Origin of the sequence: Duganella callida, from assembly GCF_004614165.1 — a bacterium.
Taxonomy (GTDB): Bacteria; Pseudomonadota; Gammaproteobacteria; order Burkholderiales; family Burkholderiaceae_D; genus Rugamonas; species Rugamonas callida.
In genome coordinates this window covers 26,161-40,892 of sequence record NZ_SPVG01000182.1, presented here as the reverse complement: position 1 = coordinate 40,892, position 14,732 = coordinate 26,161, and the positions used below count along the sequence as shown (strand labels likewise).

General features: G+C 65.0%; 15 protein-coding genes and 1 pseudogene. 12 read left to right on the top strand and 4 right to left on the bottom strand.

The window, feature by feature from the left end; translation table 11 throughout:
* The 3 genes and pseudogenes from E4L98_RS18290 to E4L98_RS18280 all read left to right on the top strand — a co-directional run.
* Positions 1–285: pseudogene (locus E4L98_RS18290) on the top strand (hypothetical protein); the annotation flags it as partial.
* Between the two features lie 137 nt (positions 286–422).
* The gene (locus E4L98_RS18285) at positions 423–1,385 is read left to right on the top strand and encodes a nucleoside hydrolase (RefSeq protein ID WP_135202980.1); all 963 of its coding nucleotides are present in this window, start codon (positions 423–425) and stop codon (positions 1,383–1,385) included.
* Between the two features lie 3 nt (positions 1,386–1,388).
* Positions 1,389–1,733, top strand: coding sequence for a translation initiation factor Sui1 (locus E4L98_RS18280; RefSeq protein WP_135202979.1), 345 nt, complete (start codon positions 1,389–1,391; stop codon positions 1,731–1,733).
* Between the two features lie 6 nt (positions 1,734–1,739).
* Here the strand turns inward: E4L98_RS18280 and E4L98_RS18275 are convergent, their stop codons facing one another.
* Entirely contained in the window at positions 1,740–2,354 is a 615-nt protein-coding gene (locus E4L98_RS18275; RefSeq protein ID WP_229257450.1) for an isochorismatase family protein, read from the bottom strand.
* Between the two features lie 98 nt (positions 2,355–2,452).
* Between E4L98_RS18275 and E4L98_RS18270 the strand changes: the two genes are divergently transcribed.
* Complete coding sequence (locus tag E4L98_RS18270; protein ID WP_205746770.1) at positions 2,453–3,394, top strand: GlxA family transcriptional regulator; 942 nt, start codon at positions 2,453–2,455, stop codon at positions 3,392–3,394.
* A gap of 1 nt (position 3,395) precedes the next feature.
* Here E4L98_RS18270 and E4L98_RS18265 read toward each other — a convergent pair whose 3' ends face one another.
* Positions 3,396–4,658, bottom strand: a complete 1,263-nt coding sequence (locus E4L98_RS18265) for a DEAD/DEAH box helicase (RefSeq protein WP_135202976.1) — start codon at positions 4,656–4,658, stop codon at positions 3,396–3,398.
* A 140-nt stretch (positions 4,659–4,798) separates the two neighbouring features.
* On the opposite strand from E4L98_RS18265, the gene E4L98_RS18260 reads away from it, so the two are divergent.
* Complete coding sequence (locus E4L98_RS18260; RefSeq protein ID WP_135202975.1) at positions 4,799–5,788, top strand: dipeptidase; 990 nt, start codon at positions 4,799–4,801, stop codon at positions 5,786–5,788.
* On the opposite strand, the gene E4L98_RS18255 is transcribed toward E4L98_RS18260, so the two are convergent.
* Positions 5,789–6,400 (bottom strand): TetR/AcrR family transcriptional regulator, encoded by a 612-nt coding sequence (locus tag E4L98_RS18255; protein WP_229257449.1) that lies wholly within the window; start codon positions 6,398–6,400, stop codon positions 5,789–5,791.
* A 54-nt stretch (positions 6,401–6,454) separates the two neighbouring features.
* Between E4L98_RS18255 and E4L98_RS18250 the strand changes: the two genes are divergently transcribed.
* Positions 6,455–7,012 (top strand): isochorismatase family protein, encoded by a 558-nt coding sequence (locus E4L98_RS18250; RefSeq protein WP_135202974.1) that lies wholly within the window; start codon positions 6,455–6,457, stop codon positions 7,010–7,012.
* A gap of 55 nt (positions 7,013–7,067) precedes the next feature.
* Here E4L98_RS18250 and E4L98_RS18245 read toward each other — a convergent pair whose 3' ends face one another.
* Positions 7,068–8,888: a DUF4153 domain-containing protein gene (locus E4L98_RS18245; protein ID WP_135202973.1), complete on the bottom strand. Its 1,821-nt coding sequence runs from the start codon at positions 8,886–8,888 to the stop codon at positions 7,068–7,070.
* Positions 8,889–9,001: 113 nt separating this feature from the next.
* Between E4L98_RS18245 and dapC the strand changes: the two genes are divergently transcribed.
* The 6 genes from dapC to prmB all read left to right on the top strand — a co-directional run bounded on the left by dapC (position 9,002) and on the right by prmB (position 14,732).
* Positions 9,002–10,216: a succinyldiaminopimelate transaminase gene (dapC, locus tag E4L98_RS18240; RefSeq protein ID WP_135202972.1), complete on the top strand. Its 1,215-nt coding sequence runs from the start codon at positions 9,002–9,004 to the stop codon at positions 10,214–10,216.
* A gap of 12 nt (positions 10,217–10,228) precedes the next feature.
* On the top strand, positions 10,229–11,056 hold the full coding sequence (gene dapD / locus E4L98_RS18235; protein ID WP_135202971.1) for a 2,3,4,5-tetrahydropyridine-2,6-dicarboxylate N-succinyltransferase: 828 nt from the start codon (positions 10,229–10,231) through the stop codon (positions 11,054–11,056).
* Positions 11,057–11,082: 26 nt separating this feature from the next.
* Positions 11,083–12,225 (top strand): PilT/PilU family type 4a pilus ATPase, encoded by a 1,143-nt coding sequence (locus tag E4L98_RS18230; protein ID WP_135202970.1) that lies wholly within the window; start codon positions 11,083–11,085, stop codon positions 12,223–12,225.
* A gap of 122 nt (positions 12,226–12,347) precedes the next feature.
* A complete protein-coding gene (locus E4L98_RS18225; protein ID WP_135202969.1) occupies positions 12,348–12,701 on the top strand; it encodes an ArsC family reductase in 354 nt (117 codons plus the stop codon).
* 3 nt (positions 12,702–12,704) lie between these two features.
* The gene (dapE, locus tag E4L98_RS18220) at positions 12,705–13,838 is read left to right on the top strand and encodes a succinyl-diaminopimelate desuccinylase (protein WP_135202968.1); all 1,134 of its coding nucleotides are present in this window, start codon (positions 12,705–12,707) and stop codon (positions 13,836–13,838) included.
* A 6-nt stretch (positions 13,839–13,844) separates the two neighbouring features.
* Positions 13,845–14,732 (top strand): 50S ribosomal protein L3 N(5)-glutamine methyltransferase, encoded by an 888-nt coding sequence (prmB, locus tag E4L98_RS18215; protein ID WP_135202967.1) that lies wholly within the window; start codon positions 13,845–13,847, stop codon positions 14,730–14,732.

The window sequence follows — 14,732 nt, the reverse complement described above, 5'->3', positions numbered from 1 at the left end:
CCCCAGCACCAGGCCGTAGCCGCCGCGCCCAGCGACGCCGCGGCGGCGGCCGCCGTCCAGGCCATCAGCGATCCGCTATCGAAGCTGGTGGCCAGCGGCGTCCTGCTGCGCGCCCACCGCGCCAATCCGCAAGTGCTGGCTGGCGCAGTCGATACCGCCTCCGCGCAAGGCTGGCGCCGCCCGCTGCTGGCGTGGCTGGGCGTCCAGGCCATGCGCGCCGAGCAAGCCGGCGACAGCGCCGAAGCCGAGCGCATCAAGCGCCGCATCGCCCTCGTCGCCAACTAATCCAGGGGCATAATCCGGGGTCAGGTCTTCCATTGCGTCACGAGCTCTGCTGTAGCCACGGCTACAGCAGAGCTCGTGACGCAATGGAAGACCTGACCCCGGTGTAAAATTCGCGCTTCCATGCTTCGGGGATTTACATGACTTACGCTTTTGCCCGGCCGCTGCGCGGGCTGCTTTCCGTATTGGCGTTGTCCTGCGCCATGGCCGCTCAGGCGGCGCCGCAGAAGGTGATCGTCGATATGGATATCGGCGACGATATCGATGATGCTTTCGCCCTGGGCCTGCTGTTGCAGAGTCCCGAGATCGAGATCGTCGGCATCACCACCGCCTGGGGCGATACGGCCCTGCGCGCGCAACTGCTGGAGCGCATGCTGCGCGAGACTGGCCACAGCCGCATTCCGGTCGCCCAGGGCATCGCCAGCAGCGGCAATCCGCAGCCGTTCACGCAGGCGCGCTACGCCCGCCGCGGCCAGCTGCCGGCAAAGATAGACGCCGTCAATTTCATGCTGGAGCAGGCCAGGCGCCAGCCCGGCGAGATTACCTTGCTGGCGCTGGGCCCACTGACCAATGTCGGCGCCGCCATCGCGCGCGACGCGGCCGGCTTCGGCAAGTTCAAACAAGTGGTGATGATGGGCGGCTCGGTGCGCAGCGGCTACCGCAAGTCGCAGTATGTGCCCGCGCGCCCGGCCGACAAGGAATACAATATCGTGTCCGACATCGGCGCCGCGCAAAGGCTGTTCGGCGCCGGTGTGCCGATTGTGATGTTCCCGGTCGATTCGACCCAGATCCGTCTCGATGAGGTGGAGCGCAACGCCCTGCTCGGCCACGGCTCGCCCGTGACCGACGCGCTGGCCTTGCTCTATCACCAGTGGATCGACGCTTATCAGCCATGGTCCAGCAATATGCCGTCGCTGTTCGACGTGGTGCCGGTGGTGTGGATGCTCGACCCGTCGGTGTGCGCAACCACGCCGCTGCGCATCGCCGTCAGCGACGATGGCTACACGCGCGAGCAGCCCGGCGCCGCCAACGCCAAGGTCTGTTTGTCCTCGGACCAGCAGCGCTTTTTCGATGTATTGATGCCACGTTTGCTGAAGGATTGAGCCATGGCCCTGGTCTACTCCACCGAAACCGGCCGCATGTGCCCGGACTGCCGCAAGCCGCTGGCCGATTGCGTCTGCAAAAGCACCGCCAAGGCCAAGCCGGCCGGCGACGGCAATATCAAGGTTTCGCGCGAATCCAAGGGACGCGGCGGCAAGACGGTCACGCTGGTGCGCGGCCTGCCGCTGGACGCCGACGCGCTGGCGGCGCTGGGCAAGCAGTTGCGCAGCGCCTGCGGCTCCGGCGGCACCGTCAAGGACGGCGTCGTGGAAATCCAGGGCGACCATTGCGAACGCGTGATGGCCGAACTGGTCAAGCAGGGCTACAAGCCCAAACGCGTCGGCGGCTGATCGCCGTCAGGCCAACCCACGGGCGCGCTGGTTGGACAGGAACAGGTTGTCGCGGCCGATCTCACGGCCCGCCTCTGCTGCGGCGATCCAGTCCCGCGTGCCGACCACCGCGGCAAAGTTCGAGTGGAACACGGTGCTGAACACGCGGTGCATCTCTTCCGCCGTGACCTTGCCGGCCGCGTTCTGATACGGCAGCGCACCGGTGGCGTCGGACAGCACTTCGACGTTGAAACCGCGATGCGCGGCCTCGTAAATGGTGGCGGCGTTGCAGTTGTGGGTCATGTAGCCCACGATGGTCAGCGTGTCGATCCGGTTCGCCGCCAGCCAGTCCGCCAGATCGGTGCCGGTGAAGACGCTGGCCATGTTCTTGTTGATGCGGTGCGTCGCGGGACGTTCCGCCACCACCGGGTGCAGTTCCCAGTTCTTCGAGCCGATGGCGAACACCGGCGCCGCCGGCGGCAGATCGTGCTGCACCACCACCACCGGGATGCCGGCCGCCTGCGCCGCGTCCATCGCCAGCGCGATGTTCGGCAGCGAGACGTCCAGCGGCGGGTATTCGATCGGCATCTGGCCGGTGACATATTCGTTCTGTACGTCGATCACGATCAAAGCTCTGCGCATGCTGTTCTCCCTGGATGAATGTGTTGATGGAGACATTGTGCGCCCGACGCGGCGCATCCGACAGCGGCCCGAAGGCAAACATTCGATATAATCGGGCCATGTCCGCAAAACGCAAAATAGCGGTGATCGCCTTCGACGGCATCACGCCGTTTCACCTGTCCGTTCCCAGCCTGGTGTTCCGGGACCTGGAGCAATTCGACCTGCGCGTCTGCTCCGCCGATCCGCCGCCGCTGCGTACCACCGGCGGTTTCGACATCGCCACCACGCATACGCTGCGCGCGCTGAGCAGCGCCGACATCGTCATCGTGCCGACCTGGCATGACGACTGCCGCCCCGCCGCGCCGGCGCTACTGAACGCGCTGCGCCGCGCGCACCGACGCGGCGCGCGTCTGGTCGGCCTGTGCCTGGGATCCTTTCCGCTGGCCGAGGCGGGGCTGCTGGACGGGCGCACCGCCACCACACACTGGGCCTTTGCCCATACGCTGATCGAACGCCATCCGACGGTGACGGTGGATCGCGAGGTGCTGTACGTGGACGATGGCGATATCCTCACCTCGGCCGGGGTGGCGGCGGGACTGGATTGCTGCCTTTATCTCCTGCGCCAGTTGTGCGGCGCGGAGGTGGCCAATCGCGTGTCGCGCCAGCTGGTGGTGGCGCCGCACCGCCAGGGCGGGCAGGCGCAGTTTATCGAGCGTCCGCTGCCGGTCAGCCCCAGCGATTGCCGCTTCAACGATGTGCTGGACTGGGTCACACGGCATCTGCAGGAGGAGCACAGCATCGATGCGCTGGCCGCACGCGCCGCCATGAGCCGGCGCCATTTCACCCGCCACTTCCGGCTGGCGACCGGCACTTCATTCAAGCAGTGGCTGCTGAACCAGCGGCTGACGCACGCCCAGCGCATGCTGGAGCGCAGTGATGCTTCCATCGAAATGGTGGCGCAGGAGGCGGGCTTCGGTTCGGCGCTGTCGCTGCGTCAGCATTTCCGGACCACGCTGCGGACCTCGCCGTCCGCCTACCGCAAACAGTTCCGGGGAAGCTAGCTTATTCGCCGGCGGCGCGCGTCGCCGCTTCGCGCAGCTTGTCCTTCTTGCTCTTGCGCTTGCCCTTGATGCCGCCATTGACGGTATCGGTGACACCGCTGGCTGGCTGCGGGGCGGCCTCGGTCGGCTCGAAGCCGGCGATCGTCTCGCGCTCCACGCGCTGGTTCTGGCGCTTCTCGATCAGGCGGAAATGCTGTTCGGCGTCGGCGGTGATGAAGCTGACCGCCACGCCGCCCTGTCCCGCGCGTCCCGTGCGGCCGATGCGGTGGGTGTAATCGACGGCGGAACGCGGCAGGTCGTAGTTGACCACGGCCGGCAGACCGGCGATATCGATGCCGCGCGCCGCCACGTCAGTGGCGACCAATACCTGCAAATAGCCGACCCTGAAATCGGTTAACGCCTGCGTGCGCGCGCCCTGGCTCAATTCACCGTGGAAGGCGGTGGCGTGGATGCCGTTGCGCCGCAGTTTTTCGGCCACGTGTTCGGCCGCATACTTGGTCGCCACGAACACCATCGTCCCGGACCACTTGTGTTCCTGGATCAGGTGCTTGAGCAGCATGGTGCGGCGCGGCGTATCGATCCTGATCGCGCGCTGCCGGATATCGGGCTGGCTGACCGCCTCCGACAACACCCCGATGCGCGTCGGTTGGTGCAGCATGCCGTCCGCCAGCCTCTGCACCGCCGGCGGGAAGGTCGCGGAGAAGAACAGGTTCTGGCGCCGGGCCGGCAGGAGTTCCAGGATGCGGTTCAGTTCTTCGCTGAAGCCCAGGTCCAGCAGGCGGTCGGCTTCGTCCAGCACCAGCACGGAAGTCTGCGACAGCTTGATCGCGTTGTGATCGATCAGGTCGAGCAGACGGCCCGGCGTGGCCACCACGATATCCGCGCCGCCGCGCAGCGCCAGCATCTGCGGGTTGATCGAGACGCCGCCAAAGACGATGGCCGTCTTCACCGGCTGTGGCAGATGCGCGGCCAGCTTGCGGATCGCCTCCCCCACCTGCGCCGCCAGTTCACGCGTGGGCACCAATACCAGGCCATGCAGCTGGCGCGGACTACGACGATCCTGCGACGCCTGCAGCAACGACTGCAGTAGCGGCAGCGCGAAGGCGGCCGTCTTGCCGGAACCGGTCTGCGCCGCGCCCAGCACGTCGCCGCCGCGCAGAATGACAGGAATCGCCTCGCGCTGGATGGCGGTCGGTTCCTGATAACCGATTTCGGTGATGGCGTTCAGCAGCGAGGGAGCAAGGCCCAGCGAGGAAAAAGACATGTCGGCCTTTATTTTGTTATACCGGTGAAAAGCCGCCAGTATAAATCATCGCGCCAGGCCAGCCCTCGAACATTCAGGTGGTCACCACCCTTCCGTTCTGGTTTATCATGCAAGCTGGCTTATTTGATAAAGACCATGCCATGATCAATTGGGACGCCCATGCCTGTCTGCCGCAGCATCCGCTGGCCGACTTCACGCCTGTCCGCCGCCTGCATGCGGCCGGGGTCAATTATGTGTCGCTGAACGTGGGCGCCGATATGAACCCGGTCTCGCAGGTGATGTCGGTGATCGCCGGCTACCGCGCCACCATCGCCGCCGATCCCGAGCGCTATGTGCTGGTCTCCAGCGTGGACGACATCATCCTGGCCGCCGCCGAAGGCCGCATGGCGGTCGGCTTCGACCTCGAAGGCGCGCTGCCGCTGATGGAGCAGCCGGACATGGTCGACCTGTACGCCCAGTTGGGCGTGCGCCAGATCCACTTCGCCTATAACCGCAACAACCGCGTCGCCGGCGGCTGCCACGACGAACCGCAGGGTCTGACGCCCCTGGGCCAGCGTATGGTGGAGGCGGTCAACCGCGCCGGCATGCTGATGGACTGCTCGCACACCGGCCGCCTGTGCAGCCTCGATATCATGAACGCCTCGTCGCAGCCGGTGATCTTCAGCCACGCCAATCCCTACACGCTGGTGCAGCACGGGCGCAACGTCACCGACGAACAGATACGCGCCTGCGCGGCGACCGGCGGCGTGGTGTGCGTCTCCGGCCTGTCGTTCTTCCTGGGCGCCGAGCGGCCCGATGCCGACGACGTCGCGCGCCACGTGGCCTATATCGCCGATCTGGTGGGCGTCAAACACGCCGGCATCGGCCTGGACATCTGCTTCCAGCAACCGGACCTGGACGACACTCCGCCCGGCGCCTTCGACCCAACGTACTGGTGGCCCGCGTCCGCCGGCTATATTGCGGACAAGCCGCCCAGCTTTACGCCGCCGGACGTCTGGCGCGAACTGCCGGCCGCGCTGCGCCGCGTCGGCATGAACGAGACCGACGCCGCCATGGTCCTCGGCCGCAACATGATGCGCGTCGCCCAGCAGGTATGGAGCGCGCCCGCGCAACTGGCGCAAGCCGCCTGATTACTTGTGCAGGCGGCTTTTCAGATAGGCCGCCAGCGCCAGCTTGTACTCCGCCACCAGCTCGCGGCGCTCGCCCGTGGACGCCTGCGCATACAAGGGATTCAGCGACTTTACGATTTGCAGCGCCACGTTGGCGATGCGTAGCGCTTCCTCTTGCCCCAATTCCGGCTTCTTCTCGCGCAGCGCCGCGCCTAGCTGCGCGCGCAGACGGTAGCGCGATTCCTCGCTGCGGCGAAAGCCCGGCGTGGCGTTCATCAGGGCGAAATAGGCTGGATGCTCGTCAAAGAACCCGACCATCAGATCGATCACCCGTTCGCCCAGCGCCGCCACGCTCACCTGCCCGGCATCGGCAATTACACCGCTCCAGCGTTGCGCCATCTCCTCGCCATAGCGCTCTCGCAGCGCACGGGCCAGCGCCAGCTTGTTAGGGAAATATTGGTACACCGCGCCTATCGACGAACCGGAACGCTCGGCGATCACTGTCATGGTAGCGGCATCGTAGCCGGCTTCCGCGAACACGGCGGCGGCGGCATCCAGCATGGTGGCCACGCGCTGCTCGCCGCGTAGTTGCTGCGGCTTTCTTCTGGGCGTTTTTGCGATATCTGAGGACATCCTCAGATTATACGTTACAATATCTGAGGATACCCTCACATTCAGGAGAAAACGATGGAAGCCAACAGCACCGCATTGATATTGATCGATTTACAGAACAGCAACGTGGCGCGAGAGCTGGCGCCGCATTCCGCCCAACAGGTGGTGGGCAACGGCGCCAGGCTGGCCGCCGCCATGCGCCAGGCCGGCGGCACGGTGGTGTACGTGCGCGTGCTGGTCAATGAGATACTGCGTCTGCCATCGCAGATTTCCGTTTCGCGCGATCCCTCCGCCCCGCCGGCGCCGCCGCAAGCCTGGCAAATCGTGGCGGAAGCCGGCTATCAGGACGGCGACATCGTGATCGACAAGCGCCAATGGGGCGCCTTTTACGACACGGGGCTGGACCAGCAGCTGCGCCGTCGCGGCATCAAGACCCTGATCATGGCCGGCATCGCCACCAACATCGGCGTCGAATCGACGGCGCGCGCAGCGCACGACCTGGGCTACGCGCTGGTGTTCGCGGAAGATGCCATGTCCAGCCTGAAGGCCGAGATGCACCAGTTTTCGGTGCAAAACATCTTCCCCATCATGGGTTATGTGCGCAGCACCGCCGAGCTGCTGGCCGAACTCTGAGCCACCCGCACCATATGGCTGAGTTCGTGTCCGAATGTCGGCTCTGACCCCGATCTTATTTGATCTGGTCGCACTCCTCGTTCGGTGCGAACGGCGGCTTGAAAGGGATACGGCGGCCACCTGCCTCCAGTTCCTTCAGGCGTGGTGCGGCCAGGGTGAATTCGCCCCGGCGCAGCTTCTCCAACAACGGCTTGCAGGCCGTGTTCTCATAGCCGATGGTGCCGATCACGGCCCAGCCTCCCATGGCGCCCTCCGCGAACAGCTGGCCGCTGCCCGGCTGGGGCGTGTCGATCAGCAGTACTTCCGGCTTGCCGTCGCCGTCCGCGTCGATGATGAAGGCGTCGCATTTGCCGTTCTTGCCGGTCAGGCAATCCGGCTTTTGCTGATCCGGCAGCGACTCCCATTTCTGCGCCAGGAAGCTGGCCGGCAGTTGAGCCCCGGCCGGCCACACCGTCAGGTTTTGCGCCAGCGATGCCGGCGCCGTGAACTGCTTGCGCAACTGCCAGCGGTCCTTGTCCGCCATCGCCAGCGCCGCCGTGGCGCCGCTGCGCAGTTGCGCGGCATCGGCGCCGGTGCTGCGCTGCTTCAGCTGCTCCAACGCCGCGCGGCCATAGCGCGCACCGTCAAAGCGCAGATACTGAAAATCGAATTTGTCGGCGCTGACCCTCCCCTTGGCCAGCCGCGCCAGCTGGCTGTTGACGCCAATCCGCGCCGGATCGGCGATCGGCGTAAACAAGGCCAACAGCACTGCCAACATCAGGAAGGCGGCGATCACATTGACGATGCTGATGGGCCGCAGCCAAGTCTCGTATTGATAGGCTGCCCACACATAGCCGGCGGCGTAGCAGAACGCCACCACCAGGCACGCCGCGGCGCTGACGCGGTCCGCGCTCCAGCCATACTGCTGTACCCGCAGCGCCAGCGCATAGATGGCAACCAGCGTTACCGGCAGCATCAGGATCGCCGCCATGCGCGCGCTCACCCGCAGCGGCAGGGCCACTTTCGCATCGCCGTTCTGGAAGGCGGCATTGACCAGCACCAGCAGCAGCGCCGTGGTCCCCAGCAGCACCGAGGTGGCGTGGCGCGTGCCCCACAGCGCCTCCAGCCCGGTGAACGGCAAGGTGCACAGGAAGCCGGTGACGATCACCACCGCCACCGGCAATATCCATGACATCAGCACCAGCAGCAGGGTGCGGATGCCGCGCACGATGGCCGGCCGCACGTCGGTGACGTGCATGGCGCAGGAAAACGCCGCGCAGATCACCGGCACGTTGAACCACGACTCGCGCAGCAGTTTGTGCAGGAAGTCCAGCCGCACCAGCATGAACAGCTGCGCGCCCATGTTCAGCACGAAGAACAGCGCGCCGACAAAGAAGGCGGAAAACAGCAGCTGTATGCCCAGCTTCCACGCCGCCTCGAAATAGGTATCGTAGGCCGCGACCAGGCGCCGGTCCTGCGCCCCGGCCATCACCAGCGCGTGCGCAATGAAGAAGAACACGACGCTGAACAGCGCCACCATCTCCGACGGCGAATACACCGCCTTGTGTTCCCAGTTACTCATCAGCGTGCGTCCCTGGGCGTCGCGCCAGACATCGTGGCAGGCCAGCGCCAGCAGCACCAGCAGCGCGCTCCCCAACCAGATGGCCGCCTGGCGCGGCTTCAGGTGTCCCAGGCTGGAAATCAGCAGCACCGGCAGCACCAGCATCACCAGCGTCAGCGGCACCATGGCGTACGGCGCGGTGGCGGGCCACAGCACATCGCGGCTCGCGCTGTACAGCCAGTACAACAGCAGCCCCTGCGCCAGCCCCACGGCCAGCCGCGCCGCCATCACCCGGCGGCTGACTTCCTGCCCCAGCGTTATTTCGTGTTGTTCCATCGCTACGCCTGCCTTGTCTCTTTATTTAGTTTGCTAATTTAGCATGGATGACCGTGCCCCTGCGAGGCGCTATAATGACCGGCCACGTTCAACGATCCGCATCCGGTCCGCCAGTGAATCCATATCTCGACAAGCTGCACTCCTACCCGTTCGAAAAACTGCGCCTGTTATTTGAGCAGGTCAAGCCCAACCCGGAATACAAGGCGATCAGCCTCGGCATGGGTGAACCCAAGCATCCTACGCCCAAATTCATCCAGCAGGCGCTGGTCGACAATCTGGATGGCCTGGCCGTCTACCCGACCACCATCGGCACGCCGGAACTGCGCGGCGCCATCGCCAACTGGCTGGAGCGCCGCTACAACCTGCCGAAAGTGAATCCGGCCACCCAGGTGCTGCCGGTGAACGGCTCGCGCGAGGCGCTGTTCGCGCTGGCGCAGGCGGTGATCGACAAGGACGCGAAATCGGTGGTGGTCAGCCCGAATCCGTTTTACCAGATCTACGAAGGCGCGGCCTATCTGGCCGGCGCCGAGCCGTACTTCGTCAACTCCGACCCGGCGCGCAACTTCGGCTGCGATTACGACAGCATCCCGCCGGAAGTCTGGCAGCGCGTGGCCCTGCTGTTTGTCTGCTCGCCCGGCAACCCGACCGGCGCCGTGCTGTCGCTGACCGAATGGGAGAACCTGTTCGCCCTGTCGGAACGCTACAACTTCATCATCGCCGCCGACGAGTGCTATTCCGAGATCTACCACGGCGAGCAGCCGCCGCTGGGCGCGATGGAGGCGGCCCATCAACTGGGCCTGGCCACCGTCGACCATCCGTATGCGCGCCTGATCGTGTTCAGCAGCCTGTCCAAGCGCTCCAACGTGCCGGGCATGCGCTCCGGCTTCGTCGCCGGCGATGCCGACGTGCTGAAGAAATTCCTGTTGTACCGCACCTACCACGGCGGCGCCATGAGCGCCACCGTGCAGGCTGCATCGGTCGCGGCCTGGAACGACGAGACCCACGTCGAACAGAACCGCGCGCAATATCGCGCCAAGTTCAACGCCATCACGCCGCTGCTGAAGGAAGTGCTGGACGTGGAACTGCCGGACGCCGGCTTCTACCTGTGGGCCGACGTCAGCCGCACCGGCCTGTCGGACACCGAATTCGCCCAGCGCCTGTACGCCGAATATAATGTCACGGTACTGCCGGGCAGCTACCTGGCGCGCGAGGCGCACGGCGTCAATCCGGGCGCCAACCGCATCCGCATGGCGCTGGTCGCCGAGACGGCGGAAGGCCTGGAAGCGGCCCGGCGCATCGTCCAATTCTGCAAAACCCTCCATCCATAAGAGTCGAACATCATGAGCCAACAACTCCAGAACATCATCGAAACCGCCTGGGAAGACCGCGCGAACATCACCCCGGCCACCGGTTCGGCCGAACTGCGCGACGCCGTCTCGCACGTGCTGGCCGGCCTGGACGCGGGCACCATCCGCGTGGCCGACAAGGCCACCGGCAGCTGGGTGGTCAACCAGTGGGTCAAGAAGGCCGTGCTGCTGTCGTTCCGCCTGGAGAACAACGTCGCCCTGCCGTCGGACGGCACCATGCAGTTCTACGACAAGGTGCCGACCAAGTTCGCCAACTATAGCGCCGACGATTTCGCCAAGGGCGGCTTCCGCGTGGTGCCGCCGGCCGTCGCCCGCCGCGGCTCCTTCATCGGCAAGAACGTGGTGCTGATGCCTTCCTACGTCAACATCGGCGCCCACGTCGACGAAGGCACCATGGTCGACACCTGGGCCACCGTCGGCTCCTGCGCGCAGATCGGCAAGAACGTGCACCTGTCGGGCGGCGTCGGCATCGGCGGCGTGCTGGAACCGATGCAGGCCAATCCGACCATCATCGAAGACAACTGCTTCATCGGCGCGCGTTCGGAAATCGTCGAAGGCGTGATCGTCGAAGAGAACTCGGTGATCTCGATGGGCGTGTACATCGGCCAGTCGACCAAGATCTACGACCGCGCCACCGGTGAAGTGAGCTACGGCCGCATCCCTTCGGGTTCGGTGGTGGTTTCCGGCTCGCTGCCTTCGGCCGACGGCAAGTACTCGCTGTACTGCGCCGTGATCGTCAAGCGCGTGGACGCCCAGACCCGCGCCAAGACCGGCATCAACGAACTGCTGCGCGGCGTATAAATGTAAGACCCACCGGAGGATTTGCCATGGCCATGGACCGCCTGTTCCAGCTCATGAAGGAAAAAAACGCGTCGGACATGTTCTTCGCGGTGAATTCTCCGGTGCACATCAAGATCAACGGCAACCTGATTCCGATCAACCAGCAGAAGCTGGAGCCGGACAATATCCAGGCCCTGCTGGCGGAAATCTGCACCCCGGCGCAGTTGGACGAACTGGCCGACACCAATGAACTGAACATGGGCGTGTCGGTGCCCAACCTGGGGCGCTTCCGTTTGTCCGCGTTCCGGCAGCGCGGCAGCATCTCCGCCGTGTTCCGCTTCGTGCCGGCCACGATCCCGGTACTGGCCGATTTGCAGCTGCCGGCTGTACTGGCGGACCTGATCATGGAAAAGCGCGGCCTGCTGCTGTTGGTCGGCTCCACCGGCTCGGGCAAATCGACCACCATCGCCTCCATGCTGGACCACCGCAACGAACTGCGCTCCGGCCACATCCTGACGCTGGAAGACCCGATCGAGTACCTGTTCCGCAACAAGAAATCCATCGTCAACCAGCGCGAGATCGGCAGCGACGCGAAAGACTTCGCCACCGCCCTGCGCAATTCCATGCGCCAGGCACCGGACTGCATCCTGATCGGCGAAATCCGCGACAAGGAAACCATGGCCGCCGCGCTGGCCTACGCGCAATCGGGCCACCTGGTGCTGGCGACGCTCCACGCCAACAACAGCTACAACGCGCTCAACCGCATCATCAGTTTCTACCCGATCGAGAACCGCGCGGCGCTGCTGCAGGATTTGTCGACCACCATCAAGGCCATCGTCTCGCAGCGCCTGGTGCGCTCGCTCAACGGCGGCACGCGCTCGGCGGCGGTGGAGGTCATGGTCAACACCCGCTACGTGGCGGACCTGATCGAAAAAGGCGAGATCGGCCAGATCAAGGAAGCCATCGAGAAAAGCCTGTCACCCGGCTCGCAGTCGTTCGAGCAAGCCTTGCTGCAGCTGGTGCGGGACGGCATCGTCAGCCAGGACGAAGCGCTGGCCAACGCCGATTCCGCCACCAATCTCCTCTGGCTCCTGAATAATGGCCCGGCCAGCAAGGCCGCCCAGCCCGAGCCGGAAGCCAAGGCCACTCCCGGTGAAGCTTCCTTCACCGAATTCACATTGAACACTTGAGCCTCCTGCCGGCGTGCAGGCGTGCCGCCGCAGGCGCGGTAACTATCGGCACCTTCCCGGCCATGGTATGCTAACGGGTTCCACGGGGCGCTGTGCCGCCCGCATAACTTCAGCGATTTATCATGACCATTACCGTCTACGGCATCCCGAACTGCGATACCGTCAAAAAAGCTCGCACCTGGCTGGCCGAGCATCAGCATGCATTCGAATTCCACGATTTCAAAAAGCAGGGTCTGACCCGCGACACCGTGGCCGACTGGCTCAAACACCTGTCGCGCGACGTGCTGGTGAACCGCAAGGGCACCACCTGGCGCGCCCTGTCCGACGAGCGCAAGGCGTCCATCACCGACGACGAGGCGGCCATCGCGCTGATGCTGGAAAATCCGTCCGTGATCAAGCGCCCGGTGCTGGTCAAGGATGATCAGTACGCGGTCGGCTTCTCCGACGCGCAGTACCAACAAATCTTCAAGGGCTGAGACATGACCCCATCCAAAACCCTGGCCCTGACCGAAAAGCTGATCGCCCTCTCCTCCGTCACGCCCGACGACAAGGGCTGCCAGCAGCACCTGATCGACATCCTGACTCCGCTGGGCTTCGCCTGCGAGACCATCGTATCGAACGGCGTCACCAACCTGTGGGCGCGCCGCGGCACCACCGCGCCGGTGATGGTGTTTGCCGGCCACACCGACGTGGTGCCGACCGGGCCGGTCGAGCAATGGCGCTCGCAGCCCTTCACCCCGACTCACCGCGACGGCAAGCTGTATGGCCGCGGCGCGGCCGACATGAAAACCTCGATCGCCGCTTTCGTCGTGGCCTGCGAGGAGTTCATCGCCAGACACGCGGATCACAAAGGCTCGATCGCCTTCCTGATCACCAGCGACGAGGAAGGCCCTGCCACCGACGGCACCGTGGTGGTCTGCAATCTGCTGAAGGAACGCGGCGAGACGCTGGACTACTGCATCGTCGGCGAACCGACCTCCGACGAGACCCTGGGCGACATGATCAAGAACGGCCGCCGCGGCTCGCTGTCCGGCAAACTGACCATCAAGGGCGTGCAGGGCCACATCGCCTACCCGCAGCTGGCCAAAAACCCGATCCACCTGGGCGCGCCGGCGCTGGCGGAACTGGCGGCCGAGGTCTGGGACCACGGCAACGAATACTACCTGCCGACCTCCTGGCAGATGTCCAACATCCACGCCGGCACCGGCGCCAACAACGTCATCCCCGGCGAGATGGTGATCGACTTTAACTTCCGCTTCTCCACCGCCAGCACCCACGAAGACCTGAAGCGCCGCGTGCACGCCATCCTCGACAAGCACAACCTTCCCTACGACCTGAAGTGGGCGCTGAGCGGGCTGCCGTTCCTGACTCCGCGCGGCACGCTGAGCGACGCGCTGTCGGCGGCGATCAAGAGCGAGACCGGCGTCGAGACCGAACTGTCGACCACCGGCGGCACCTCGGACGGCCGCTTTATCGCGCAGATCTGCCCGCAGGTGATAGAATTCGGTCCCCCTAACGCCAGCATCCACAAGATCGACGAGCACATCGAACTGCGCTTCATCGATCCGCTGAAGAACATCTACCGCCGTACGCTGGAAAACCTGCTGACCTAAAGCGCCATGAACACGACTCCCTTCACCACGCCGCGCGACCTGCTGCGCCATGCCGTCACCCGCTTCAACACCGCCCAGCTGTTCTTCGGCCACGGCAGCGCGGAAGCGTTCGACGAAGCGGCCTACCTGATCCTGCATACGCTCAAGCTGCCGCTGGACCGCCTGGACCCGTTCCTGGACGCCAAACTGCTGCCCGAGGAGATCGCGGCGGTGATGGCGGTACTGGACCGCCGCATCAACCAGCGCGTGCCGGCCGCCTACATCACCAACGAGGCGTGGCTGGGTAGCTACAAGTTCTACGTCGACGAGCGCACCATCGTGCCGCGCTCCTTCATCGCCGAACTGATACCGGAATACTTCGCGCCGTGGGTCAACGAGCCTGAGAATGTGGCCAACATCCTGGAACTGTGCACGGGCTCCGGCTGCCTGGCCATCATGATGGCGGACGCCTTCCCCGACGCGGCGGTGGACGCGGTGGACATCTCAGCCGACGCGCTGGAAGTCGCCCGGCGCAATGTCGCCGACTACGAACTGGGCGAGCGCCTGACGCTGATCCAGTCCGACCTGTACGCCAACGTGCCGGACAAGAAGTATGACCTGATCATCACCAACCCGCCGTACGTGAACTCGTCGTCGATGAGCAAGCTGCCGATGGAGTATCGCGCCGAGCCGGAACTGGCGCTGGACGGCGGCAAGGACGGCATGGACATCGTGCGCCGCATCGTCGCCGGCGCCGCAAAGCGGCTGACCGATGACGGTCTGCTGATCGTCGAAATCGGCAATGAAAAGGAATTTGCCGAAGCAGCCTTCGGCCATCTGGGCCTGACCTGGCTCACCACCAGCGCCGGCGACGATATGGTGTTCCTGCTGACCGCCGACCAGCTGAAGATTTAA